Annotated in this window: 19 protein-coding genes and 1 other RNA gene; 17 read left to right on the top strand and 3 right to left on the bottom strand. The window is 71.2% G+C overall.

What is annotated here, in order from left to right; all coding sequences use genetic code 11:
- Positions 1 to 229: 229 nt before the first annotated feature.
- The gene (locus ABT004_RS19145) at positions 230 to 3,349 is read right to left on the bottom strand and encodes an FHA domain-containing protein (RefSeq protein WP_351338135.1); all 3,120 of its coding nucleotides are present in this window, start codon (positions 3,347 to 3,349) and stop codon (positions 230 to 232) included.
- Between the two features lie 399 nt (positions 3,350 to 3,748).
- On the opposite strand from ABT004_RS19145, the gene ABT004_RS19150 reads away from it, so the two are divergent.
- The 4 genes from ABT004_RS19150 (at position 3,749) to ABT004_RS19165 (ending at position 9,049) form a co-directional block, all read left to right on the top strand.
- Positions 3,749 to 5,392, top strand: a complete 1,644-nt coding sequence (locus ABT004_RS19150) for a serine/threonine-protein kinase (protein WP_351338137.1) — start codon at positions 3,749 to 3,751, stop codon at positions 5,390 to 5,392.
- A gap of 113 nt (positions 5,393 to 5,505) precedes the next feature.
- Positions 5,506 to 6,750 (top strand): serine/threonine-protein kinase, encoded by a 1,245-nt coding sequence (locus tag ABT004_RS19155; RefSeq protein ID WP_351338139.1) that lies wholly within the window; start codon positions 5,506 to 5,508, stop codon positions 6,748 to 6,750.
- A 57-nt stretch (positions 6,751 to 6,807) separates the two neighbouring features.
- Complete coding sequence (gene prfB / locus ABT004_RS19160) at positions 6,808 to 7,914, top strand: peptide chain release factor 2 (protein WP_351338141.1); 1,107 nt, start codon at positions 6,808 to 6,810, stop codon at positions 7,912 to 7,914.
- A 340-nt stretch (positions 7,915 to 8,254) separates the two neighbouring features.
- Positions 8,255 to 9,049 (top strand): hypothetical protein, encoded by a 795-nt coding sequence (locus ABT004_RS19165; RefSeq protein ID WP_351338143.1) that lies wholly within the window; start codon positions 8,255 to 8,257, stop codon positions 9,047 to 9,049.
- Positions 9,050 to 9,116: 67 nt separating this feature from the next.
- Here the strand turns inward: ABT004_RS19165 and ABT004_RS19170 are convergent, their stop codons facing one another.
- The gene (locus ABT004_RS19170) at positions 9,117 to 9,308 is read right to left on the bottom strand and encodes a hypothetical protein (RefSeq protein ID WP_351338145.1); all 192 of its coding nucleotides are present in this window, start codon (positions 9,306 to 9,308) and stop codon (positions 9,117 to 9,119) included.
- Between the two features lie 290 nt (positions 9,309 to 9,598).
- Between ABT004_RS19170 and ftsE the strand changes: the two genes are divergently transcribed.
- The 6 genes from ftsE (at position 9,599) to dacB (ending at position 15,262) form a co-directional block, all read left to right on the top strand.
- On the top strand, positions 9,599 to 10,288 hold the full coding sequence (ftsE, locus tag ABT004_RS19175; RefSeq protein WP_326015669.1) for a cell division ATP-binding protein FtsE: 690 nt from the start codon (positions 9,599 to 9,601) through the stop codon (positions 10,286 to 10,288).
- A gap of 51 nt (positions 10,289 to 10,339) precedes the next feature.
- Complete coding sequence (ftsX, locus tag ABT004_RS19180; RefSeq protein ID WP_351338148.1) at positions 10,340 to 11,257, top strand: permease-like cell division protein FtsX; 918 nt, start codon at positions 10,340 to 10,342, stop codon at positions 11,255 to 11,257.
- Positions 11,258 to 11,335: 78 nt separating this feature from the next.
- Complete coding sequence (locus ABT004_RS19185) at positions 11,336 to 12,508, top strand: S41 family peptidase (RefSeq protein ID WP_351338150.1); 1,173 nt, start codon at positions 11,336 to 11,338, stop codon at positions 12,506 to 12,508.
- A 31-nt stretch (positions 12,509 to 12,539) separates the two neighbouring features.
- On the top strand, positions 12,540 to 13,085 hold the full coding sequence (smpB, locus tag ABT004_RS19190; protein ID WP_351338241.1) for an SsrA-binding protein SmpB: 546 nt from the start codon (positions 12,540 to 12,542) through the stop codon (positions 13,083 to 13,085).
- A gap of 109 nt (positions 13,086 to 13,194) precedes the next feature.
- Positions 13,195 to 13,582: a transfer-messenger RNA gene (gene ssrA / locus ABT004_RS19195) on the top strand.
- Positions 13,583 to 13,678: 96 nt separating this feature from the next.
- The gene (dacB, locus tag ABT004_RS19200) at positions 13,679 to 15,262 is read left to right on the top strand and encodes a D-alanyl-D-alanine carboxypeptidase/D-alanyl-D-alanine endopeptidase (RefSeq protein WP_351338153.1); all 1,584 of its coding nucleotides are present in this window, start codon (positions 13,679 to 13,681) and stop codon (positions 15,260 to 15,262) included.
- Between the two features lie 19 nt (positions 15,263 to 15,281).
- Here the strand turns inward: dacB and ABT004_RS19205 are convergent, their stop codons facing one another.
- Positions 15,282 to 16,475 (bottom strand): MFS transporter, encoded by a 1,194-nt coding sequence (locus tag ABT004_RS19205; protein WP_351338156.1) that lies wholly within the window; start codon positions 16,473 to 16,475, stop codon positions 15,282 to 15,284.
- A gap of 129 nt (positions 16,476 to 16,604) precedes the next feature.
- Between ABT004_RS19205 and ABT004_RS19210 the strand changes: the two genes are divergently transcribed.
- From ABT004_RS19210 to ABT004_RS19240, 7 genes are all read left to right on the top strand, one after another.
- Positions 16,605 to 17,582, top strand: coding sequence for a LysR family transcriptional regulator (locus ABT004_RS19210; RefSeq protein ID WP_351338158.1), 978 nt, complete (start codon positions 16,605 to 16,607; stop codon positions 17,580 to 17,582).
- A gap of 154 nt (positions 17,583 to 17,736) precedes the next feature.
- Complete coding sequence (locus ABT004_RS19215; protein ID WP_351338160.1) at positions 17,737 to 18,516, top strand: hypothetical protein; 780 nt, start codon at positions 17,737 to 17,739, stop codon at positions 18,514 to 18,516.
- Positions 18,517 to 20,706, top strand: a complete 2,190-nt coding sequence (locus ABT004_RS19220; protein ID WP_351338162.1) for a bifunctional polysaccharide deacetylase/glycosyltransferase family 2 protein — start codon at positions 18,517 to 18,519, stop codon at positions 20,704 to 20,706.
- Entirely contained in the window at positions 20,703 to 22,148 is a 1,446-nt protein-coding gene (locus tag ABT004_RS19225; protein ID WP_351338165.1) for an acyltransferase family protein, read from the top strand. Before ABT004_RS19220 ends, ABT004_RS19225 begins: the two co-directional genes overlap by 4 nt.
- A gap of 126 nt (positions 22,149 to 22,274) precedes the next feature.
- Complete coding sequence (locus ABT004_RS19230) at positions 22,275 to 23,018, top strand: MHYT domain-containing protein (RefSeq protein WP_351338168.1); 744 nt, start codon at positions 22,275 to 22,277, stop codon at positions 23,016 to 23,018.
- A 140-nt stretch (positions 23,019 to 23,158) separates the two neighbouring features.
- Positions 23,159 to 24,529 (top strand): nitrate/nitrite transporter, encoded by a 1,371-nt coding sequence (locus ABT004_RS19235; protein WP_351338171.1) that lies wholly within the window; start codon positions 23,159 to 23,161, stop codon positions 24,527 to 24,529.
- A gap of 124 nt (positions 24,530 to 24,653) precedes the next feature.
- Positions 24,654 to 25,817, top strand: a complete 1,164-nt coding sequence (locus tag ABT004_RS19240; RefSeq protein WP_351338174.1) for a uroporphyrinogen-III synthase — start codon at positions 24,654 to 24,656, stop codon at positions 25,815 to 25,817.
- Positions 25,818 to 25,929: the final 112 nt, after the last annotated feature.

Consider the following 25,929-nt stretch of genomic DNA (forward strand, 5'->3'; position numbering starts at 1 on the left):
TTCGGCAGGATGCTCGCCGAGATGCAGCATCTGCACCGCAGCCACCCGGGGGCGTCATGGTGACCACGGCGCACACCTACCAGGGCCCGCGAGCCCATACGGCAGGGCTCGGCCACGGTGCCGCTGAAGTGGCGCGGCCGTACGTAGGGGCTGGTCCCGGTGCTGCCGGGCCGGTGTGGCGCGGCCGTACGTGGGGGACCAGCCCCGGTGCCGCCCGGAACGGTGCCGCCTAGAGGAGTGAGGGGACCTCGGTTGCCGATACGGAACGCGAGGCGCGCTCAAGCGCACTCGCCAGGAGGGCCAGGTCCGTGGGGCCGTTGCCCAGTTCGCGGACCGGGCGGCGGTCCGGGGGGTCGCCCATGCGGGCCCATTCCAGCGCCACCACGGTGGGCCGCTGAGTGGCCGTACGAGGGATGCGGCCGGTCACCCGGCCCGCCTGTACCTCGACGTCCCGCCCGTCCGCCCCGTGCAACACCCCACGCCCCGGCGCCGGATCCTCACTCCCGGCCCCTGGCGCGTCCAGCACCACCCGCGGCCGAGCCACCCACCCCCCGGCCCCGCCGGAGGCGAACGCCGCGACGAGGTGCACCCCGAGCCGCTCCCCGTCCCGTACGACGGCCTCCAGGGCCCGGACCACGGACCCCGCGGCCGGCCGCCCCATCGACCCGAGCGGCGGCGACAGCAACGCGTCCAGGTCGTCCACGACGACCACGAGCCGCGGCAGCGGAGGCCCGGCCTCCGCCCGCTCCCGCGTGGCCCCGGGACGGAGCCGCATCGTCGAACTCGGCGGCACGTCCACATCCCCGGCACTCTCGGACGACGGCGCCCCGCGCTGGGACACGACCCGCCCCGACACGGCCCGCTGTGTGTGCCACTCGGAGAAGTGCGTACGCCCTATGAGCTCGGCCCGCCGCTTCAGCTCGGTACTCAGCGCCTGGGCGAACTCCCGCATCCGTACGGGGTCGTTGGCACCGAGGTGCGTCGTGACGTGCGGCAGGTCCGTGCAGACCCGCAGCCCCTCCGCGCGCTCCCCGCCCGACGCCCCGTCGACCAGCACCATCCCGAGCCGGTCGGGACGCTCCGCCGCGGCGAGCGACGCGGCGACCGAACGCAGCAGTTCCGTACGGCCACTTCCCGCGGGCCCCTCGACCAGCAGATGCGGCCCTTCCGCGGCCAGGTCCACGGTCAGCGGCCCGCGGGGCCCGGCCCCGAGCACCGCCCACACCCGCCCGCCGATGGAGTCGGGATCGTCCCCGGCCGCCGCCCAGCGCGCCATGAGGGACGCCGGGGTGGCACGGGCGAGCCCCAACTCGTCCAGGAGGCGGGAGGTTTGGGGCAGCGGCGCCGACACGCGCGAGCCCGGCCGGTCACCGGAACCGCCCACCGCGTCCGTGCGCAACGGAGCGAGCGCCCGCGCGAACCGCTCCGCCCAGGCGAGCGACACCGCGTCGGCCGTACCGACCGTGCCGTGCCCGACGAGCTGGCCCTGCGCAGCCCGGTGCAGGCGAAGTGTCGTCGCCACGTCACCGCTGAGCAGCGCCACGGCCCCGCACGCGCGGAACGCCGGGCTCTGCGCGCAGGCCGCCTCATAGCTCTGTGTGGCCGGTGAGGCGGGCGAGGCGGCGGGCGCCTCGGCCAGGCACACCACGTGGATCCCGGCCGCGGCCCCTTCGGCGGCGAGCCGCACCGTGGCCTCCCGAAGGGAGGCGCTCCCCGGGTCGCCGTCGATCACGACGACCGTCGCGGCGACGGGCTCGTCGGGAGTCCGCGCCGAGGGCCGGTACCCCGCCGCGTGGTCGTCGAGGCGGCGCAGCAGCTCGTTCGTACGGGCCGCCGCCTGCTCACGGTCGTACGCGAGCAGCAGCCGGCAGTCCTGGCCGTGGGCGGGGCGTACCTGGGGCAGCCAGCCGAGCCAGGACCAGTCGGCGACCCGCTCCTCCAGGGAGCGCGCACGGTCGGTCGAGACCAGTACGAGCTCCAGGCGCTCCGGCGCGTGCAACGTCGTGAGCTGGGCGACGGCGCAGCGCGCCAGGCCCGCGAGCCGCGCGCGCGGCCCCGCGACCCCCAGCGCCCCGGCCTCGGCGAGGCCCACGGTCACCGGCACGGCGGGTAGCAGCCCCACCCCGCCGGGACCCGGCCGGTCGACGCTGCCGAGCCGCACCGCGAGCGCCTCCGCGTCGCCGGGCCCGCGCTCCCACAGCCGCGGCCCGGGGCCGAGCGCGGTGAGCAGCAGCGCGGCGGCGTCGGGCCACGTCTCGGCGGCGCCGGCGACGGGCCTGGGCTCCTCCTCGTACGAGGGGGCCTCAGCCTCAGGAGGCATGGAGAGGTCGGCGACGGGTTCGGAGCGCTGTGGGGTGCGCAGCACGTGCGGCTCGTGGATCTCGTGCTGCTGGTCCTCCATGTCGAAGCCCTCACGCTCGTCCCGCTTGCCGCGGCGCAGCAGGCGCGAGAGCCCGCCGCGCTTGCGCGGTGCCTGCGGCAGCGAGGTGCCACGCGCGGGGGTGCCCACGCGCGTGGGGTCCGCCTCTTCGGTCGGCTCCTGTTCGGGTACCAGCGGCCGCGCGCCCTCATGAGCGGCATCGCTCGCCGCGCCCCAGGCGGAGTCCCCGTACGCGTGCCCGGTCTCCTGGCCGGGGTCGGCGGCGGGAGCCTGCGCGGGCGCGTCAACCGGCTGTTCGGTGAACAGCACCCGTACGTGCCCCTCCCCGTCCGGCGCCGTCCGCAGCGGCCTGGGCCGGGCGGCGTCACCCGCGACGGAGACCCGCAGCGCCGATTCACCGAGGCGCACCAGCGAACCGGGGGACAGGCGGACGGGGCGGGAGCCGAGGGGGCGGCCGTCCACCGACGTCCCGTTCGTCGACTCCAGGTCCTCCACCGAGATCCGGCCGTCGGCGCCGAGCGTCACCGCGCAGTGCAGGCGTGACACGTCCGGGTCGTCGAGCGATACGTCGGCGTCGGCGGAGCGGCCGATACGGATCTGCCCGCCGTGCAGCAGGTGGACGCCGCCCGCGTCGGGGCCCGCCACCACATGGAGCTGGGCCGCCGCGTCGTCCGGCTCGGGGCCCGGGTCCACGGGGGCGCCGAGCGCGATCACCGCGCCGTCGATCAGCGGGGGCTCACCTATGACGCAGCGCTGTGCATCGAGCCGCTCCGTGCCCGCGTACAAGGTCGTGGACCCCGCCTCGCCGCCCGCGACGGCGGTGGCCAGGCCGGAGGCGACCGCCGCGAGTGCGGTGCCTGCGGGCGCCGTGACCAGCACGTCGACACCGCGTGCCAGCGCTCCGTCACCACATGCGAGCATGTCGGGGCGCGTGCCCAGGGGGTCTACGACGGTAAGCCGGATCTGCATCGCCGCCTGCGGTCCCTTCTGCGCGGGCGCCCGGGAACAGAGGGGCTGCCCCGCGGTCCCCCACCGCAGATTCCCCCCACCGCCACGGGCACGTCAGCCAGTGCTGGAGGCATCCTTGCACTTGCCGCTGACAACACGCCCGCCCCCCACCCGTAAGTGATCTTGATTGGTCGGCTCTGCCCGTAAAAGTTCCTGCTCGTTGCCCGCTTGAGATCAGTCACGTCGTCCCTCGGCAACCGACTGCCCCAGCCGTGCGTCTTTCCGTCGAACATGGGTAGGGCCGTCACGGCCGAAACCACGGAAGATCGACAGTCGGTACCGGGGGATCCGCCACTAGAGTGGGTCGGAACACCCGGAACCAGGTGACCCAAGCAAGTACCGATGCAGGGAGCGCATGACGTGCGGCCGGTAGGCAGCAAGTACCTGCTCGAGGAGCCGCTCGGACGCGGCGCCACGGGCACCGTCTGGCGAGCCCGCCAGCGCGAGACGGCGGGCGCCGAGGCGGCCGTCGCCGGGCAGCCCGGCGAGACCGTCGCGATCAAGGTCCTCAAGGAAGAGCTCGCCAACGACGCGGACGTGGTGATGCGCTTCCTCAGGGAGCGCTCCGTCCTGCTGCGGCTCACCCACCCGAACATCGTGCGCACCCGCGACCTGGTCGTCGAGGGCGAGCTGCTCGCCCTCGTCATGGACCTCGTCGAGGGCCCGGATCTGCACCGCTACCTGCGCGAGAACGGGCCGTTCTCGCCGGTCGGCGCCGCGCTCCTGACGGCCCAGATCGCCGACGCGCTCGCCGCGTCGCACGCCGACGGGGTGGTGCACCGCGACCTCAAGCCGGCCAACGTCCTACTGAAGCAGGACGCCGGTGAGATGTACCCGATGCTCACCGACTTCGGCATCGCCCGCCTCGCCGACTCCCCGGGCCTGACCCGCACCCACGAGTTCGTCGGCACGCCCGCCTACGTGGCGCCCGAGTCCGCCGAGGGCCGCCCGCAGACCAGCGCCGTCGACGTCTACGGCGCGGGCATCCTGCTGTACGAGCTGGTCACGGGCCGACCGCCGTTCTCCGGCGGCTCTGCGCTCGAGGTCCTGCACCAGCACCTCAGCGCCGAACCGCGCCGTCCCTCGACGGTCCCGGACCCGCTGTGGACGGTCATCGAGCGCTGCCTGCGCAAGAACCCGGACGAACGGCCGAGCGCGGAGAACCTCGCGCGCGGCCTGCGCACCGTCGCCGAGGGGATCGGCGTGCACGCGAACAGCGCGCAGATCGCCGCGGCCGAGGGCGTCGGCGCGCTCCTGATGCCGGACCCCACCCCGGCCCACGTGCCGGGCACCCCCGGCACCTCGGACGCGGACCCGACGCAGGTGCTGCCGAACAACGCGGCGGCGGCGGGCTTCGCCGGAGCGGCGGGGGCGGCGGCCGGTGCCGCGGCGGCGTCGGCGTACGACCCGAACGCGGCCACCAGCATCATGCAGCAGCAGGGCAACGGCCAGGGCGGCGACGCCGCCGATCCGACGGCCGTGATGCCGCCCATGCCGCAGGGCCAGCCGGAGCAGATGCCCGACGCCTGGGGCAACCAACTGCGCGCGGCCCGCGACCGCAACGAGCAGACGCAGGTCCAGTACCTCGACCCGAACGAGGACCCGCTGCGCCGCCGCCCGCAGCGCCAGGTCGCGCGCCCGCAGCAGCAACAGCCCCAGCAGCACCAACCGCAGCAGTACGCGCCGCAGCAGCAGCCCCAGCACCAGCCGCAGCAGTACGCGCCGCCGCAGCAGCCGCCGCCCCGCCAGGCCCCGCGCCCGGCACCGGAGCCGCGCGAGCCGCGCCGCCGCAGTCCCAACCGGATGCGGATTCCGGGCCTCGGCTGCCTCAAGGGCTGCCTGTTCATGATCGTGATGCTCTTCGTGGTGAGCTGGCTGGTCTGGGAGTTCACCCCGCTCCAGGACTGGATCGGCACCGGCAAGGGCTACTGGGCCCAGATCTCCGACTGGTTCTCCACAGTGTCCGGCTGGATCGGCGATCTCGGGAGCAAGACCGGCAACTAGACGGTGACGTTGGCGATTTGTCGACACCCAGCGGGTGAATTCCCCCTCTGATGCGCAGGTTGGCGTCCGAGCCGCGTAGCTTGGGCGCCAACACGCGTCTGGTAGGAGCAGCCTTGGCACGGAAGATCGGCAGCCGGTACACCGCACACCAGATCCTGGGGCGCGGCAGTGCGGGCACGGTGTGGCTGGGTGAGGGACCCGAGGGTCCGGTCGCCATCAAACTGCTGCGCGAGGACCTCGCCGCCGACCAGGAACTGGTCGGCCGCTTCGTCCAGGAGCGCACCGCCCTGCTGAGCCTCGACCACGCGCGCGTGGTGGGCGTGCGCGACCTGGTGGTCGACGGGAACGACCTGGCGCTCGTCATGGACCTCGTACGGGGCACGGACCTGCGCACGCGGCTCGACCGCGAGCGCCGGATGCCGCCCGAGGCCGCGGTCGCCGTCGCCGCGGACATCGCCGAGGGCCTCGCCGCCGCGCACGCCGCGGGCATCGTGCACCGCGACGTCAAGCCGGAGAACGTACTGCTCGACATGCAGGGCGAGCTCGGCCCCGGCGGCTCGCACCCCGCGCTGCTCACCGACTTCGGCATCGCCAAGCTGATCGACACCCCGCGCCGCACGCGCGCGACGAAGATCATTGGAACGCCGGACTACCTCGCCCCCGAGGTCATCGAGGGCCTGCCCGCGCGCGCGGCCGTCGACATCTACGCGCTCGCGACGGTCCTGTACGAACTTCTCGCCGGCTTCACGCCGTTCGGGGGCGGCCACCCCGGCGCCATCCTGCGCCGGCACGTCACGGAGACGGTGGTCCCGCTCCCCGGCATCCCCGACGAGCTGTGGACGCTGCTCATCCAGTGCCTCGCCAAGGCCCCGGCCTCCCGCCTGCGCGCCACCGAGCTGGCCGCGCGTCTGCGCGAACTGCAGCCGATGCTCACCGGCCTGCCCCCGCTCGACGTGGACGAGCCGGAGACGGAGCCCGCCCCCGACGACGAACCGGACCAGCGGACCGAGACGCCGGAGGACCCCCCGGAGCGGCCCCGCCGCGGCGCCGTCTCCCTGATCCCCGGCTCCGCGCCCAAGGACTCCAACCGCGACACCCATACGTCGATGAGGGTCCCGGCCCCGGACGAACTGGCCGGCGGCGCCCGCGGCACCGCCCGCGCACCCCGCGCCCACGGATCGCCCCGGCCCGGCTCGGCCCGCAACCGGCACTCTGCGCGCCGCAGACGGATCACCCTCGGGGTGGCCGGACTCGTCCTGGTCGCCGCGGTCGGCGGCGGCGTATGGGCGGCAGCGTCCTCGGGCTCCGACGAGGCGCCGCCCGTGGACAGCAACAATTCCGCGCCCGCACAGCCGTAGCACCGGCGCCGAGGACGGCCGGGGCGGATCACTTGCACCAGCCGTTAGGCTGGTCCTGTGGCAGTCGTCGATGTATCCGAAGAGCTGAAGTCCCTCTCCTCGACCATGGAGTCGATCGAGGCCGTCCTGGACCTCGACAAGCTGAGGGCAGATATCGCCGTGCTCGAGGAGCAGGCGGCCGCGCCGTCCCTGTGGGACGACCCGGAGGCGGCGCAGAAGATCACCAGCAAGCTGAGCCACCTCCAGGCGGAGGTCCGCAAGGCCGAGGCGCTGCGCAGCCGTCTCGACGATCTCGGCGTGCTGTTCGAGATGGCCGAGGAGGAGGACGACCCGGACACCCGTGCCGAGGCCGAGTCCGAGCTCAAGGGCGTGAAGAAGGCGCTGGACGAGATGGAGGTCCGCACGCTGCTCTCCGGCGAGTACGACTCCCGCGAGGCCCTCGTCAACATTCGCGCCGAGGCCGGCGGCGTCGACGCCGCGGACTTCGCCGAGCAGCTGCAGCGCATGTACCTGCGCTATGCCGAGCGGCACGGGTACAAGACGGAGGTCTACGAGACCTCGTACGCGGAAGAGGCCGGCATCAAGTCGACCACCTTCGCGGTCAAGGTCCCCTATGCCTACGGAACGCTCTCCGTCGAGCAGGGCACGCACCGCCTGGTGCGCATCTCGCCGTTCGACAACCAGGGCCGTCGCCAGACGTCCTTCGCGGGCGTCGAGGTGCTGCCCGTCGTCGAGCAGACCGACCACGTCGAGATCGACGAGTCGGACCTGCGCGTGGACGTCTACCGCTCCTCGGGCCCCGGCGGCCAGGGCGTGAACACGACGGACTCCGCGGTCCGTCTGACGCACCTCCCCACCGGCATCGTGGTCTCCTGCCAGAACGAGCGCTCGCAGATCCAGAACAAGGCCACGGCCATGAACGTGCTGCAGGCCAAGCTCCTCGAGCGGCAACGCCAGGAGGAGCGCGCCAAGATGGACGCCCTCAAGGGCGACGGCGGCAGCTCCTGGGGCAACCAGATGCGTTCGTACGTCCTGCACCCGTACCAGATGGTCAAGGACCTCCGTACCGAGTTCGAGGTCGGCAACCCGCAGGCCGTTCTCGATGGCGAGATCGACGGCTTCATCGAGGCCGGAATTCGCTGGCGCAAGCAGCAGGAGAAGTAACTCCGGGTTTCAACGAATTACAGGCAACTACCGTTTCGAGAGCGGTAGTTGCCTTTCGTTTTGCGCCAATCCGAATCCAGATGTGCCGCACTTGTGAAGACTGGCCAGGCATTTACGTCACAGTCACATGTTCGTAAGGCGGTCAACTCGCCTCAACTGTGGACATAGCGTACGCAACGCCCTTGACGTTGATCTCAAAAGTGGAAAGGGTTGCGCGCGGCATGCGTATTAGTGGGACGCGTGTGAACGGGGGAGGGGTGTACGAGGCCTCTGTTGTCTCCGATGAACGCGGTCCCTGGCGCTGCTCCACTGACGATTGGCTACTGGGGGTAGCAGACAGATGACCAAGAAGACGCGGATCCGCTTTGCGCGGATAGCGGCCGGTGCGGTAATTGCGGCCGGCGCCTCGCTGACCGCCGCGGGTGCGGCATCCGCCGCCACCGTCGACGAGAAGAGCGGCGAGACGTGTGGCCCGCTCGGCCTTATTTGCTGGCCCACCGACGACGACAGCGGTGACGACGAGCAGCCGCCCGGCGATGAGGACCCGGGCAACGGCATCGCGGGTGTCACCGAGGGCAACACCAACGGTGGCGTCGCCGGTATCACCGAGGGCAACACCAACGGCGGCGACACGACCGGCGGTGACGACTCCACGGGTGGTACCGGTGGCGACGACTCCACCGGCGGTGCCACGACCGGTGGCGACGACTCCACCGGTGGCAACGGCAACTCGGGTGGCAACGGCAACGGTGGCGGCACCGGCGGCGACGACTCCACCGGTGGCTCCTCCACCGGCGGTTCGTCCTCCACCGGCGGTTCCACGACCGGTGGCGACGACTCCACGGGTGGCGGCTCCAGCACCGGTGGCTCGTCCACCGGCGGTGGCGACAACACCAACCCCGACGGCAACAACAACCCCGTCGAGCAGGGTCAGGGCAAGGACAGCCTGCAGGACACCGGCTCCGCTCCCACCGAGCAGACCGGTGCCGCAGCCAAGCCCAGCGGCGAGCTGGCCGAGACCGGCTCCTCCGGCACCACGTTCCTGGTGATCGGTGCGGCCACGATGATCGCGGGCGGTGTCGGCTTCCGACTCCTGCCGCGCCTCGCGAACAACCGCGGCGGCGCCGCCGCGTAGCACTACGCATACGCGAAGGGCCCGGAGCCGATCGGCTCCGGGCCCTTTCGTATGTCTTCCGTGGCGACTACACCGTCTGATGCGCGAGGAGCGCCACCGCTGCCACGAGCACCGCCACCAGGGCGACCAGCGCCATGGGGCTGAGCGCGGCCAGCGGGTTCTGCTGCTGAAGCCGCTCGCGATTCGCCCGGCACACCGGGCAGCGGCCCTCGCTCACAGGGGCCGCGCAGTTCGCGCACACCAATCGGTCGTAGGTCATGCGCTTCTCCTCCTCCCGCGCGGCGGAGCCTGCCACCGGGCACCCTGGGGTTCTCTCCGCTCAACGCTCCGGGAAACGCAACCGTTCCCCCTACCACTGTGCCAGCTTCCCGGAAATTAGGCGCGCCCCGCTGGAAGTACCGCCCCTGACCAGGTACGGGGCGGACAATTCCGGCGCCGTATCGCGCATCGCGGCGGGACAAAACGCTCAACGAGGGACGGCGCCTGCGCTCCGTGCGCGGCTTCGCGTATGGTCACGCACACCTACCTCCGGCTACCCGTGGTGCACCCGTGATCCGATTCGACAACGTCTCCAAGGTCTATCCCAAGCAGACCCGGCCCGCCCTCAGGGATGTCTCCCTCGAGGTCGAGCGTGGTGAGTTCGTCTTCCTGGTCGGCTCGTCCGGCTCCGGCAAGTCGACGTTCCTGCGCCTCGTGCTGCGCGAGGAGCGGGCCAGCCACGGCCAGGTGCACGTCCTGGGCAAAGACCTTGCACGCGTATCCAACTGGAAGGTCCCGCAGATCCGCCGCCAGCTCGGCACGGTCTTCCAGGACTTCCGGCTCCTGCCCAACAAGACGGTCGGCGAGAACGTCGCCTTCGCCCAGGAGGTCATCGGCAAGTCCCGCGGTGAGATCCGCAAGTCCGTGCCGCAGGTCCTCGACCTCGTCGGCCTCGGCGGCAAGGACGACCGCATGCCCGGCGAGCTCTCCGGTGGTGAGCAGCAGCGCGTGGCCATCGCGCGGGCCTTCGTCAACCGGCCGAAGCTGCTGATCGCGGACGAGCCGACGGGCAACCTCGACCCGCAGACCTCGGTCGGCATCATGAAGCTGCTCGACCGGATCAACCGGACGGGCACCACCGTGATCATGGCCACCCACGACCAGAACATCGTGGACCAGATGCGCAAGCGCGTCATCGAGCTGGAGCACGGCCGCCTCGTGCGCGACCAGTCGCGCGGCGTGTACGGCTACCAGCACTGAGAACCGCGAGAAGTACCGAGAAAGAAAGCTGCGAAAGGCGTTAGTGACGCTATGCGTGCCCAATTCGTTCTGTCGGAGATCGGCGTAGGACTCCGCCGTAACCTCACGATGACCTTCGCCGTGATCATCTCGGTTGCCCTCTCGCTCGCCCTTTTCGGCGGCTCGCTGCTCATGAGCGACCAGGTCAACCAGATGAAGGGCTACTGGTACGACAAGGTCAACGTCTCGATCTTCCTGTGCAACAAGGGAGATGCCGACTCCGACCCGAACTGCGCCAAGGGCCCGGTCACGACCGAGCAGAAGAAGGAGATCGTCAGGGATCTCGACAAGCTGCCCGTCGTCGACTCCGTGGCGCACGAATCGCAGGACCAGGCGTACAAGCACTACAAGGAGCAGTTCGGCGACTCCCCGCTGGCCAGCTCGCTCACGCCGGACCAGCTCCAGGAGTCGTACCGGATCAAGCTGAAGAACCCGGAGAAGTACGACGTCATCGCGACGGCGTTCAACGGGCGGCCCGGAGTGCAGTCCGTGCAGGACCAGAAGGGCGTGCTCGACAACCTCTTCCGGCTGCTCGGCTACCTGAACTACGCGGCGGGCGCGGTGATGGTGGTGATGCTCGTGGTCGCGCTGCTGCTGATCGTGAACACCGTCCGGGTGTCCGCGTTCAGCCGCCGCCGCGAGACCGGGATCATGCGGCTCGTCGGCGCGTCCGGCTTCTACATCCAGGCGCCGTTCATCATGGAGGCCGCGGTCGCCGGGCTCATCGGCGGCGGCATCGCCTGTGTGTTCCTCGCGGCCGGCCAGTACTTCGTGATCGACAACGGCGTGGCCCTCTCCGACAAGCTGCAGCTCATCAACTTCATCGGCTGGGACTCGGTGTTGACGAAGCTGCCGCTGATCCTCGCCGTGAGTGTGCTGATGCCGGCGCTTGCCGCGTTCGTCGCGTTGCGCAAGTACCTGAAGGTGTGACGAGAGTCCTTCGCGCCACGGGGCGTCGTGCGGGTCAACGCCCCGTACGGCGCCCTCGGTTGTCCTAGACTCACCGACATGTCAGGTCCGGAGCTGTACTCCAGGCCCCGTCGCATCGGCCGCGGGGCGACCCTGACATTGATCTTCGTGACGGTCCTCGCGGGTGGCGCGGCCACCGGCTCCTGGCCGGGTGGGCACCAGAAACCCAAGGAGAGCGCGGACAGTTCGCTCGTCGCCGCGCACGAGAAACCGATCGCGCGACCGACCGATCCGAGCGACGCGGCGGCCGAGGCGATGGCCGACGGGAAATCGCCCACGAAGGCCGCCGAGGACGCCGTCAGCCGCAGCGGCGACCGCTGGGGCTCCGTCTACTCGCGAGGCGAGTACGAGGAGTTCGAGCAGGCCCTCGACGGCGAGTACACCGGCATCGGCCTGCGGGCCCGGCGCACCGCCGACGGGTGGGTGCAGGTCTCCAAGGTCCGGCAGGGCTCGCCCGCGCAGCACGCCGGCATCCGCGAGGGCGACCGCATCGCGGCGGTCGACGGCGAGCCGGTCACCGGACACCCCGTCACCGAGGTCCTCGCGCTCCTGCGGGGCAAGCACGCCGGCACCCCCGTCCACGTCGGCCTGCAGCGCGGCACGCGCGCGTGGAGCGAGACCCTGCGCCGCGCCAACCTGTCGACCGACTCCGTCACCTCCACGCGACTGCCCGACGGCGCGACGCTCGTGAAGGTCAGCGCCTTCACGAAGGGCGTCGGCGACCAGGTGGACACGGCGGTCGGCGCGGCACCCGCGCGCGCGGGCGTCGTGCTCGACCTGCGGGGCAACGCCGGGGGCCTGGTCACCGAGGCGGTCAGGGCGTCCTCCGCGTTCCTCGACGGCGGGCTCGTGGCGACGTACGACGTACGCGGGGCGCAGCGGGCCCTGCACGCGCAGCGGGGGGCCGACACGTCCAGACCGGTGGTCGTGCTCGTCGACAGCGGGACGATGAGCGCGGCCGAGTTGCTCACCGGCGCCCTCCAGGACCGCGGCCGAGCGGTCGTCGTGGGCTCCAGGACCTTCGGCAAGGGTTCGGTCCAGATGCCGAGCCGACTGCCCGACGGCTCCGTGGCGGAGCTGACCGTCGGGCACTACCGCACCCCATCGGGCCGTACGGTCGACGGCCGTGGCATCACGCCCGATCTGGAGGCCGAGGCGGACACCCTGCGGCGGGCGGAGACAGTATTGACTGGCCTCGGGGCCCCCTCGTAGTGCGAAAATGGCCAGCACTATGGCCAAGGCAATGTATGTACCGAAGGAGTCCCAGCCCAAGCAGGGCAAGGGGGCGTCGTCCGAGAAGAAGGACGGCAAGCGCAAGATGGTCGCGCAGAACAAGAAGGCGCGCCACGACTACCTGATCATGGACACCTACGAGGCCGGCATCGTGCTGACCGGCACGGAGGTCAAGTCCCTGCGGCAGGGTCGCACCTCGCTCGCCGATGCCTTCGTCCAGATCGACGGGGGTGAGGCGTGGCTGCACAACGCCCACATCCCCGAGTACAACCAGGGCACCTGGACGAACCACGCGGTGCGCCGCAAGCGCAAGCTGCTGCTGCACCGGGAGGAGATCGACAAGCTGGAGTCGAAGTCCGAGGAGACCGGGCACACGATCGTGACCCTGGCGATCTACTTCAAGGACGGCCGGGCGAAGGCCGAGATCGCGCTCGCCAAGGGCAAGAAGGAGTACGACAAGCGGCAGACGCTGCGCGAGAAGCAGGACCGGCGGGACTCGGACCGGGCGATCGCCTCGGCGAAGCGGCGGCAGCGCAACAACGAGCGGATGGGCTGAGGGCATCCGTCAGGAATAGGCTGGCATCGTCGGGCGTTGGTCACGTACGATGGCACTGCTCCTCACCGCAGGGGCACCGGGTCGAGAGGCCCACTTGAAAAAACCACATGGGGATGATCGGTTTCGACAGCGGATGTCGAAGCAGGTGAAGCGTGTCGAGGAAGCGGCAATGATCTCGTTAACCATATGTCGCAACCAATAATCGCCAATTCTAAGAGCGATTCCCAGTCCTTCGCCCTCGCTGCCTAATAAGCAGTGAGTGAGGGACCCTAAAGGGTGTCAGCCCGGGAGTGTTCCCGGCCCGGATCCTGGCATAATCTAGGGAACTAAACTTTTCCGTCCGGCCACGGGGCGGAAAAGGAAATCAAACAGTGGCTGGGCCCGTCGGCGACTTGTTCGCGTGATCACCGGGGCCGAGAAAATCGAAGCGAACTGCACACGGAGAAGCCCTGCTGCTGCACCGTTGGACGCGGGTTCGATTCCCGCCATCTCCACCAGCCACACCCCATGCGATTCAGGCCCGACTGTTCAGACAGTCGGGCCTTTGTCGTGGGTCTTGGCGGGGCCCTGCGGTTCCGGGATGCTCCTGTGGCATGAGTAGACGCAAGGGATCGAGATGGACCCTGCCCGCCGTGGCCGTCGTGATCGCAGCAACGCTGAGTTGGGGAGCGCCCGCCGGCGCCGATTCCACACCCAGTGGGCTGCCGGAGGCGATCGACACGATTCTCGGTGACGCGCGGATGGAGGGCGGCGCGGCGAGTGTCGTCGTGGCCGACGCGAAGACCGGGGAGACCCTGTACCAGCACAATCCGACCGGGCGGCTCGCGCCCGCCTCCAACACGAAGCTCGCCACCTCCACCGCGGCGATGGGCGTCCTCGGCCCCGACTACCGGTTCGGCACGGATGTGCTCGCCGGTGGGCGGGTGCGCGGCGGGGTGCTCGACGGGGACCTGTATCTGCGCGGCACCGGGGACCCGACCACCCTCGCCGCTGATTACGACAAGCTCGCCGCCGACGTCGCCGCGGCCGGTGTGAAGCGGGTGAGCGGGCGGCTCGTCGCGGACGACACCCGGTTCGACGACCACCGGATCGGTGACACCTGGGGCGGCGACGACGAGTCCTCGTACTACGCCGCCCAGATCAGCGCGTTGAGCGTCGCGCCCGACACCGACTACGACACCGGGACCGTCATCGTCGAGGTGAAGCCTGGCGCCAAGGCGGGGGACCGGCCCGCCGTCAGTGTCACGCCGAAGAACCGTTACGTCGATATCGACCTCAAGGCGTCCACCGTCCGGGCCGGAGGAGACGACACCGTCGCCGTCGAGCGGCGGCACGGGACCAACACCATCACCGTGAGCGGCACCGTGCCGGTGGGCGGGGACACCACCAAGGAGTGGGTGACCGTGTGGGAGCCGACCGGGTACGCGGCCGCCGTGTTCCGGGACGCGCTCGCCGCGCACGGGGTGAAGGTCGGCGGTTCCACCAAGCTGGGACGGGCCACGCCCGAGGGCGCGAAGCGGCTCGCCACGCACGACTCCATGCCGCTGAAGGATCTGCTGATCCCCTTCATGAAGCTCTCCAACAACATGCACGCCGAGTCCCTCACCAAGGCCATGGGCTACAAGGCGACCGGAAAGCCCGGGAGTTGGGGTGACGGCATCGACGCCGTCGCCGACTATCTGAAGGGCGCCGGGGTCGACGCCACCAAGCTGCGGCAGGTCGACGGGTCCGGGCTCTCGCGCAAGGACAACTTCGCCGCCCGCCAGCTCGCCGACCTCCTCCTCTCCGTACAGGACGAGCCCTGGTACGCCGACTGGTACAAGTCGCTTCCCGTGGCCTGCGACCCGGACCGGTTCGTCGGCGGGACGCTGCGGAGCCGGATGTGCGACACGCCCGCCGCGCTCAACGCCCGTGGCAAGACCGGGTCGTTGACGGGCGCGTCCGCGCTATCGGGCTATGTGAAGGACGCCGACGGGCGGTCGCTCGTGTACAGCGTCGTCCAGAACAACTACCTCGTCGACTCCGTGAAACCGCTCGAGGACGCCATCGTCGTGACCCTCGCGAAGTCGACGTCCAAGGAGGCGGCGGCCGTCGCGCCGAAGTCCACGCGCTCCGTCCCGGCCGCCGAACGGGACGGCGACCTGGAGTGCTCGTGGCGCAAGCCGGTCACGTGCTGATCCGCCGCCGACGGACCCGTCAACGGCCGACGCGTACGTAGCCGTACAGCGCCAGCAGCAGTGCGCACGCCGCTGCCGTGACCGGCACCGTGTACGCCGCGGTGGGGCCCCAGTGCTCCACCGCGGCGCCGCCCGTCGCCGAGCCGCACGCGATGCCGCCGAGGATGGCCGTCACCGCGAGCGTCATGCCCTCGTTCAACTGGCCTTCGGGGGTGCGCTGTTGGACCAGCGTCATGCCCGTCACCATCGTCGGGGCCGTCGCCATGCCCGCGATCAGGAGTGCGCCCCCGAGGACGTACAGCGAGCCCGTGAGCGCCGCCGCGAGCAGGGGCAGCGTCATCAGCGCCGCCATCGCCGCGACGCACACCGGGTGGCGGCGGGCCGCGGGTCCCGTCGGCCGTACGGCGCCGAAGATCAGGCCCGCCACGCACGAACCCGCCGCCTGCAACGCCAGGATGCCGCCCGCCCACGGCTTGTGGCCCAGCCCGTCGGCGAAGGCCACCGTGACGACTTCGAGGGAGCCGAAGATCGCGCCTGTCGCGAGGAAGACGACAAGGAGGGACGGTATGCCACGCGCGCGTAGTGGCGTTTTCGTCGCCTTCGTAGGCGCGTGGGCGGGCGGCTCCGTCGCGCGCTGGGCGGTGAACACCAGGATGCCCGTCACCATCAGGAACGCGCCGACGAGCGCGCCCGCCTCCGGGAACAGCGCGCTGCACAGGAACGCGGCCACCACCGGGCCGAGCATGTAGCAGAGCTCGTCCGCCGCCTGCTCGAAGGAGTTCGCGGTGTGCAGCGCTCTCGGATCGCCGTCGAGCAGATGCGACCAGCGGGCCCGCGACATGCCGCCCGTGTTGGGCTGCGCCGCCGTCGGCAGATACGCCGCGAACAGTGCCCAGTCCGGGACGTCGAGCCGTACGCACACCAGGAGCGCGAGCGCGCCGGACGCCGCAACCAGCGTCGCGGGCACGGCGACCCTGGCCTGTCCGTACCGGTCCACCATGCGTGCGAGCCACGGCCCGATGAACGCGCTCGCGACCAGGGCCGACGCGGTGACCGCCCCGGCGAGCGCGTACGAGCCGCGGACCCCGGAGATCAGCATCACGGCGCTGATGCTGAACATCCCTTGCGGGAAGCGGGCGATGAGGTTGCCGAAGGTGAAGGCGCGGGCGCCGGGGATGGCGAACAGCCGGGTGTAGGACGTGGTGGTGGCCATGCCATGAGCATCACCGCAGGTCAGGTGTGGGGTCCAACACCTACTCGGCGCCGATTGACGCGCCTGTGTTGTCAATTCTCACGCGCCTGCGTTGTCAGTTTTCACGCGCCTGCGTTGTAAGTTCGCCCGATGCCACCAGCGAACGTCGAACCCCGCCTGCTGCGCGCCTTCCTCGCCGTCGCCGACGAGCTGCACTTCACCCGCGCCGCCGCCCGGCTGTACGTCGCCCAGCAGGCGCTCAGCCGAGACATTCGGCGCCTGGAACGGGAGTTGGGCGTCGACCTCTTCGGCCGCACCACCCGGCAGGTGACGCTCACCGCCGACGGGGCCCGGCTGCTGCCGCACGCGCGGCGCGTGATCGCGGCGCAGGACGAGCTGCTCACGGCCTTCACCGGGCCCGCCGCCACCGACCCGCCGCTGCTCGTCGACGTCAACAGCCCGGGTCTCGCGCACGAGCGGGTGCTCGCACGGGCCCGCGAACTCGCCCCGGGCCACGAGCTGATGGCCCGCTACGAGAGCGGCCTGACCTGGGCCGCCGCCGAACTCCTCGCGGGGCGGCTCGACGTGTCCTTCGGCCGGTTCGCCGGACTCGACCCGGCCGTGCGTGCCCGGCTCTCCCAGCAGCCCGTGCGCTACGAGCCGATGGCGATCATGCTGCCCGATGACCATCCGCTGGTCGCGCTCGACGCCGTGCCGCTGGACCGGCTCGCAGGGGAGACGGTCTACGCGGGCGCCGGTAACCCCCGCACGCCCGAATGGACCGATCTCGCCCGCCTGTTGTTCGAGGGCCGGGGCATCCACGTCGCGCCGCCCGCGCCGCTCGCCGTCGGCAAGGAGGAGTTCCGCCGGATCATGGGCAAGTACCGGAATCCCGTCCTTACCGGGGTGGACTTTCCGGCCATGCCGGGGTCGGTGCTGCGCCCGCTCGTCGACCCGGTGCCACTGTCGCCTGTGTCACTCGTGTGGCGAAAGGGGCGCAAACACCCCGGAATTGCGGCACTTCGGGCCGCCGCGGCCGCCCTCGCGGTGGAGGGCGGGTGGCTGGAAAGGCCTCCGGAGGCGTGGATTCCAGCCGCAGATGTGCAGATTATGTTGAGTCGTGAATGAGGTGTGTACGCGGGTGTCACTGGTGTGCGCTACATTCGGGGGTCGAGTGCAGTGTGATAAGAGGGGGCGCTTGGATCGGGTGGGGGCCCGGTTCGGCCGTCGTGGACCCCTGAAGTCGCGCGCATGAACGTGTCCTTGGGGGGATGTGCGTACGGTGGAGAACTCACGAGAAGACGGCCTGTCCGGGCCGAGTCATGACCCGCACGAGGTGACGGTCCAACTCGACTTCAGGGGTCGGCAGTTGGGCGACCTGGAGAGTGCGAGACCGGGCGGCGACGCAGGGGGCGGAGCGGCCCGGGAGACGGGCGCCGACGACAAGGAACTCCCCGTCTTCGTCGACGACTCGGGGCGGCGCAGCCGCAACTTCCGCCGTTTCGGTGTGGCGGCGGGCCTGGCCATCGCGGTCTACGCGGTCGTCATCGTGGTCACCCTCTTCTCCGGGAACTCCGACGCGCCGTGGCTGCCCATGCCCGCCGAGGGCAAGGGCGCGGACAAGGTCGGCACCAAGCCGTCCGAGCCCACCCCGGCCCTCTCGACGTCCGGGTCGCCGGGCGCCACCCCGCAGCCCAGCGCCTCCGGCAGCGTCGTCCCGAGCGCCCCCACGGCGCCCGGCGCGAGCGCGTCGGCTTCGGCCGGGTCGAGCGCGTCCGGGAAGCCGTCCACCGGGACCTCGTCGTCCACCAGGCCCACGGGCGGTGCGACGACGCCGCCCACGAAGCCCACGAAGCCGGACGAGCCCGACGACCCGACGACGGAGCCGCCCGGTGACGGCACCGCCGACCCGTCGACGGACCCCGGCGGCCAGCCGACCGGCCCGGCGGACGGGACCGTGGCCGACGGCTCGGGCACCGTCGCCGTCGGCGACCTCGCGCACCTGCTCGTAGCGCCCCTGGTGGCGTCCCTCGTCCCGCCCCTGGAAAGCAGCGTCCTGTAGATGTCCGACCGCCCACGCCACGCACAGGCCGCGGCCCGCAGGCGCCGCCTTCCGCTGCGCTATCTGCTGCCCTCACTGCTGCTCGTCGCCGTGATCGCGATGCTGATGCTGCGCGGCTACGTCCACAGCGAGATCCTCGCGGACCACCGCATCCGCCCCGAGGCGGCCACCGACAAGGTGCCGGAGAAGATCCTCGACGGCGGACCCGTCATCGACACCAGGGGGGACCGGGAGACCAGCCGTTCCATAGGCAAGCACCAACTGGTGCTCACCTTCGACGACGGCCCCGACCCCGAGTGGACCCCCAAGGTCCTCGACGTCCTCAAGAAGCACGACGCGCACGCCGTCTTCTTCGTCACCGGCACCATGGCCTCGCGCCATCCCGACCTGGTGCGCCGCATGGTGGAGGAGGGGCACGAGGTCGGCCTGCACACCTTCAACCACCCGGACCTCTCCTACCAGTCGAAGAAGCGCATCGACTGGGAGCTGTCGCAGAACCAGCTGGCCCTCGAAGGCGCGGCCGGCGTGCGCACCTCCCTGTTCCGGCCGCCGTACTCCTCGTTCGCGAACGCCATGGACGACGCGTCGTGGCCGGTGACCAAGTACATCGGCTCGCGCGGCTACATCACGGTCGTCAACAACACGGACAGCGAGGACTGGAAGCGACCCGGCGTCGACGAGATCATCCGCCGTGCCACGCCCAAGGACGGCAAGGGCGCCATCGTCCTGATGCACGACTCCGGAGGCGACCGCTCGCAGACCGTCGCCGCGCTCGACCGCTTCCTGCCCCAACTCCAGGGCGAGGGATACAAGTTCGCGAACCTGACCGAGGCCCTCGGCATGCCCGGTGCGCACACGCCCGTGAGCGGCGTCGAGCTGTGGAAGGGCAAGGCGTGGGTCTACGCGGTGGAGGCCTCGGACAACGTCACGGGCGTCCTCGTCGTCGGCCTCGCCGTCATCGGCGTCCTCGTCATGTCCCGCTTCGGCCTGATGCTCATCCTTTCCGGGGTGCACGCGCGCAGGGTGCGCCGCAAGGGCTTCACGTGGGGGCCACCGGTCACGGAGCCGGTCTCCGTCCTCGTACCGGCCTACAACGAGGCCAAGTGCATTGAGAACACGATCCGTTCGCTCACGCTGAGCGAGCATCCCATCGAGGTCGTCGTGATCGACGACGGCTCCACGGACGGCACCGCGCGCATCGTGGAGAACATGCGGCTGCCCGGCGTCCGCGTCGTCCGGCAGCACAACGCGGGCAAGCCCGCGGCCCTCAACAGGGGCCTGGCCAACGCTCGGTTCGACCTCGTCGTGATGATGGACGGCGACACGGTCTTCGAACCGGCCACCGTGCGCGAGCTGATCCAGCCGTTCGGCGACCCGGGCGTCGGCGCCGTCGCGGGCAACGCGAAGGTGGGCAACACCGACTCGCTGATCGGCGCGTGGCAGCACATCGAGTACGTGATGGGCTTCAACCTCGACCGCCGCATGTACGACATCCTGCGCTGCATGCCGACGATCCCCGGCGCGGTCGGCGCCTTCCGGCGCAGCGCCCTGGAGCGCGTCGGCGGCATGAGCGACGACACGCTCGCCGAGGACACCGACGTCACGATGGCGCTGCACCGCGACGGCTGGCGCGTCGTCTACGCGGAGAACGCGCGCGCCTGGACCGAGGCCCCGGAGACCGTCCAGCAGCTGTGGTCGCAGCGCTACCGCTGGTCGTACGGCACGATGCAGGCGATGTGGAAGCACCGCAGGGCCCTGGTCGAGAAGGGGCCGTCGGGCCGCTTCGGCCGGGTCGGCCTTCCGCTGGTCTCGCTCTTCATGGTCCTGGCCCCGCTCCTCGCGCCGCTGATCGACGTCTTCCTCATCTACGGGCTCGTGTTCGGCCCGACCGGGAAGACGGTCGGCGCCTGGTTCGGCGTGCTCGCGCTCCAGGCGGTCTGCGCGGCGTACGCCTTCCGGCTCGACAAGGAACGCATGACGCACCTCATATCCCTTCCGCTCCAGCAACTCCTGTACCGGCAGCTGATGTACGTCGTGCTGCTCCAGTCCTGGATCACCGCGCTGACCGGTGGCCGCCTGCGTTGGCAGAAGCTGCGCCGCACCGGCGTGGTGGGCGCGGGCCCCGGCGGCCATGTGCCGCACCAGCGGACGGCCTCCGTCTCCGGTGACGAGCGGAGGCCGGTGGCATGACGTATCCGACGAACGGCGGAAGCGGCGGGGGAGTGAACGAACCCTCGGAGCAGGGGAGTCGGTTCGCCAAGCCGGAGCGCGGGCGCCATGCGGGCGCCACCGGGGCCGGCTGGCCGGCCGTGCCGCCCGCGCCGCATACCCGGCGTACCGTCGCGCCCGTCGCGCCCGTGCTCACCGACGCCGTCGCCACCGGTGCGGCGGCGGCCGATGCCACCGCCCGATTCCCCGAGGTGCCGCAGCAACGCCAACAGGCTGCCACCACAAGCCCGTTGGTCGAGGCGGCGCCCAAGAAGCCCGGCCGGGACCGCTACCTCGACCTGCTGCGGTCCATCGCGCTCGTCCGGGTCATCGCCTACCACTTCTTCGGCTGGGTCTGGCTCTCGGTCGTCTTCCCGTCCATGGGCGTGATGTTCGCGCTCGCCGGATCGCTGATGGCGCGCTCCCTGAGCAGGCCCGCGCTGAGCGTCGTCCGAGGGCGGCTGCGTCGGCTCCTCCCGCCGATGTGGCTGTTCAGCGCGCTGGTGCTGCCGCTGCTCTTCGTGGGCGGCTGGAACCCGGGCAAGGACCCGGACACCGGCGGTGGCGCCTGGGGCTGGCTCGGCATCGTCAACTACGTGATCCCGATCGGCGCCCCCGCCTACCCGTGGGAGATCGCCAACCCGCCCGGTTTCCTGGAGACCACGTGGGCCGAGCAGGGCATCGGGCCGCTCTGGTACCTGCGCGCCTACCTGTGGTTCGTGCTCGCGTCCCCGCTGCTGCTCAAGGCGTTCCGCAAGCTCCCGTGGGCGACGCTCTGCGCCCCGCTCGCCCTCACGGCCGTGATCGGTACGGGCCTGGTGGAGATCCCGGGCCGCACCGGGGAGGCCGTCACCGACTTCGCCGTGTACGGCAGTTGCTGGGTCCTCGGCTTCGCGCACCAGGAGGGCGTGCTGCAGAAGGTGCCGCGCTACGCCGCCGTGTCCTGCGCCGCGATGCTCATGGGCTTCGGCCTGTGGTGGGCCTCGGGCCATCTCTCCGAGGAGGGCTGGGACCTCAACGAGATACCGCTCGCCCAGGCGGCCTGGTCCCTCGGGTTCGTCGTCATCCTGCTCCAGTACGCGCCGTCCTGGCAGAAGTTGCCCGGTCGGCTCGCGCGCTGGGACCGCCTGGTGACGCTGGCGAACAACCGGGCCGTCACGATCTATCTGTGGCACAACCTGCTCATCATGGCGACGTTCCCGCTGGTCGACCTGCTCTACCAACTGCCCTTCATGGACGACCGGTTGAGCTCCGCGCTGGACACGACGTACATGCTCTGGTCGTTCGTCCTCGTCTGGCCGCTCGTCGCCCTCGCGATCGTCTCCACCGGGTGGGTCGAGGACCTGGCGGCGAAGCGCGCACCGCGGCTGTGGCCGGACGGGCGGAAGGGCCGGAAGGGTCGGAGAGGGGCGCGGCACTCCTGAAGTGCCGCTGGGTCACGATGTGATGGAGGCGTGTAGAAGTCGCCCCCAAGCCGTGTAGGTGCTCGCTAATGTTGCCCGCCGGTGCTCGCGACGGACGAGCCGTGACGGGGCGACCAGGGGTGCGTTGTGCAGGCGACGGTTGACGGGTTCGGCTATGGGGCGGTGACCCCGGTGGCAGCGTTTTTAGTGGCCAGTCTGGGAGGCGGGATCGGGCTGCGCTGCACCGTGCGGGCTCGGCAGCTCGACTCGGGGCGGCCCAAGTGGCTGTCGTACAGCGCGCTTTCGCTGGGCGTCGGCATCTGGTCCATGCACTTCATCGCGATGATGGGCTTCCAGGTGCACGGGGCGCACATGGACTACGACGCCCGGCTCACCTTCCTCAGCCTCGCCGTCGCGGTGCTCGTGGTCGGCGTGGGGGTCTTCGCCGCCGGCTATGGCGGGCAGCGCACGCCGGTCCTGCTCGGCGCGGGCCTCTTCATGGGGCTCGGCGTCGCGGCCATGCACTACATGGGCATGGCCGCCATGCGGTTCGCCGGGTCCCTGCACTACAGCGCGTCCGTCGTGGCGGCCTCGGTGGCGGTGGCCGTCGTGGCGGCCACCGCCGCCCTGTGGCTGATCATGAACGTACGCGGGCTCTTCGTCAGCCTCGGCGCCAGTCTGCTCATGGGTGTCGCCGTCTGCGCCATGCACTACCTGGGCATGGAGGCGCTCACCGTCGAGCTGATGGCGCCGTCCAGCGGCACGAGTTCCGCGGTGTTCACGGTCCTCGTCCCGTATCTCATCGGCCCGTTCCTCGTGCTGTTCTTCGCCGGTGCCGTGCTGCTCTTCGACCCGCAGACGCTGGAGGGCGACCCGGTGGCGCGCTCCTGAGGCTCCGCGCGGGCCTCACCATCTGCCCACCGGCCAGGTGAGAGCGAAGTTCCCCGCCGGTCACTCCACGCCACAGCCCGGAAATCAGGCCTCCCTACCTTCGGTCACATCAGCTGCGAACCGTGACCTGGAGGCGTGAGATGCCTGGCCCCAAGGAACAGCCCCGGAGCCGGAACTGGATCGAGCGGTGGGATCCCGAGGACGAAGCGTTCTGGGAGGAGACGGGGGCCAAGGTCGCCCGGCGCAACCTCGCCTTCTCCATCCTGTCCGAGCACATCGGGTTCTCCATCTGGACCCTGTGGTCGGTGATGGTCCTGTTCATGGGGCCCGAGTACGGGATCGACCCGGCGGGGAAGTTCTTCCTCGTGTCGATGGCGACGCTGGTGGGGGCCTTCGCGCGCGTGCCCTACACGTTCGCCGTCGCGGTCTTCGGCGGCCGCAACTGGACGATCGTCTCGGCGAGCATGCTGCTCGTGCCGTCCGTCGCCGCGTTCGCGGTCATGGAGCCGGGCACCTCGTACACCACCTTCATGTGGTGCGCGGCGCTCACCGGCGTCGGCGGCGGCAACTTCGCCTCCTCCATGACGAACATCAACTCGTTCTTCCCCCTTCGTAAGAAGGGATGGGCGCTCGGCCTGAACGCGGGCGGCGGCAACATCGGCGTCCCCGTCATCCAGCTCGTCGCGCTCGCCGTGATCGGCGCGAGCGGCGGGCCCCGCGTGCTGCTTGGGATCTACATTCCGCTGATCGTCGTCGCGACCGTCTGCTCCGCGCTGTTCATGGACAACCTGGCGACGGTGAAGAACGACACCGGCGCCGCGAAGGACTCGGCGCGCGACCGGCACACCTGGATCATGTCGTTCCTCTACGTAGGGACGTTCGGCTCCTTCATCGGCTACTCGTTCGCCTTCGGTCTGGTCCTGCAGACCCAGTTCGGACGTACGCCGCTCCAGGCGGCGGGCGTCACCTTCACCGGCCCGCTGCTCGGCTCGCTCATCCGGCCCGTCGGCGGCAGGCTCGCCGACACGTACGGCGGCGCGCGCATCACGCTGTGGAACTTCGTCGGCATGGCCCTCGCCACGGCCGTCGTGATCCTCGCCTCGGTCGAGGAGTCGCTCACGCTGTTCACCGTCGCGTTCATCGCCCTGTTCGTGCTGAGCGGGCTCGGCAACGGGTCGACGTACAAGATGATCCCCGGCATCTTCCAGGCGAAGGCGCTGGCCAAGGGGCTCGCGGGCGAGGAAGCGGCCGCGTACGGGCGGCGGCTCTCCGGCACCTCCATGGGACTGATCGGCGCGGTCGGCGCCCTCGGCGGGCTCGGCATCAACCTGGCGTTCCGGCAGTCCTTCCAGACGGCCGGCACCGGCACCGGGGCCTTCGTGGCCTTCCTCGCCTTCTACGCCGTGTGCTTCGCGGTGACCTGGGCCGTATACCTTCGCCGCCCGGCCCAGCGGACCGTCGCCCCGTCCACGGCGGAGGCGAAGCCGCAGCTCAGCTACGCCGAGGTGTGAGCGCGCACCCCGTAACACGCATGCAATAGCGTTGATCCGGGTCCGACACGGAGCGTTGACAGGCTCGGACGACGCATCGGTGGACCCGGTGCACGCACATACGTCGAGCGGGGCGAGAACCAGCATGGACGAGGAACAGCAGGCCACGAGGCCGGAGCAGGCCCACGGGCCGATCGAGGGCTTCACCGTGGGCGTGACCGCGGCGCGCCGCGCCGACGAGCTGGGCGCGCTGCTCCAGCGGCGCGGCGCCTCGGTGCTGCACGCGCCCGCCCTGCGTATCGTGCCGCTCGCGGACGACAGCGAACTCCTCGTCGCCACCAAGGAGTTGATCGACCACGCGCCGGACGTGGTGATCGCCACCACCGCCATCGGCTTCCGCGGCTGGGTCGAGGCCGCCGACGGCTGGGGCCTGGGCGAGGACCTGATCGCGGGCCTCCGCGGCGTCGAGATCCTCGCGCGCGGCCCGAAGGTGAAGGGCGCGGTGCGCGCCGCGGGTCTTACGGAGGAGTGGTCGCCCTCGTCCGAGTCGATGGCCGAGGTCCTGGAGCGGCTGCTCGACGAGGGCGTCCAGGGGCGGCGCGTCGCCGTGCAGCTGCACGGCGAGCCGCTCCCCGGCTTCGTCGAGGCGCTGCGCGAGGCGGGGGCCGAAGTGGTCGGCGTCCCCGTCTACCGCTGGCTCCCGCCGCAGGACATCGGCCCGGTCGACCGCCTCCTCGACGCCACGGTGGCGCGCGGGGTGGACGCGCTGACGTTCACCTCGGCGCCCGCGGCGACGGCGCTGCTGCGCCGCGCGGAGGAGCGGGGCCTCCTCGAGGAGCTGCTCGCGGCCCTCCACCACGACGTGCTCGCGGCCTGCGTCGGGCCGGTCACGGCGGTGCCGTTGCAGGCGCACGGCGTGGACACGGTGCAGCCGGAGCGGTTCCGGCTCGGACCCCTGGTGCAGCTGCTCTGCAAGGAACTGCCCGCACGCGCGCGTACGTTGCCGATCGCGGGCCACCGGATGCAGATCCGCGGGCAGGCCGTGGTCGTGGACGACGAGCTGCGGCCGGTGCCGCCCGCGGGCATGTCGCTGCTGAGGGCGCTTGCGCGGCGGCCGGGGTGGGTGGTGTCCCGCGCGGAGCTGTTGCGGGCGTTGCCGGGGGCGGGGCGGGACGAGCATGCGGTGGAGACGGCGATGGCGCGACTCAGGTCGTCCCTCGGGGCGCCGAGACTGATTCAGACCGTGGTCAAGCGGGGGTATCGGTTGGCGTTGGATCCGGCGGCAGATGCGAAGTACGCGGACGCGTGACCTGGGGCGATCCGGTGCGGCAAATCAAGCCCCTGCGGCGATTGAGCAGCGGGGTCCGGGGCGGAGCCCCGGGGGTCGGCCCCGGGAAGCCGCGGGGGGACGCACCGCCCGG

Origin of the sequence: Streptomyces sp. NPDC002790 (assembly GCF_040295505.1) — a bacterium.
Lineage (GTDB): Bacteria > Actinomycetota > Actinomycetes > Streptomycetales > Streptomycetaceae > Streptomyces.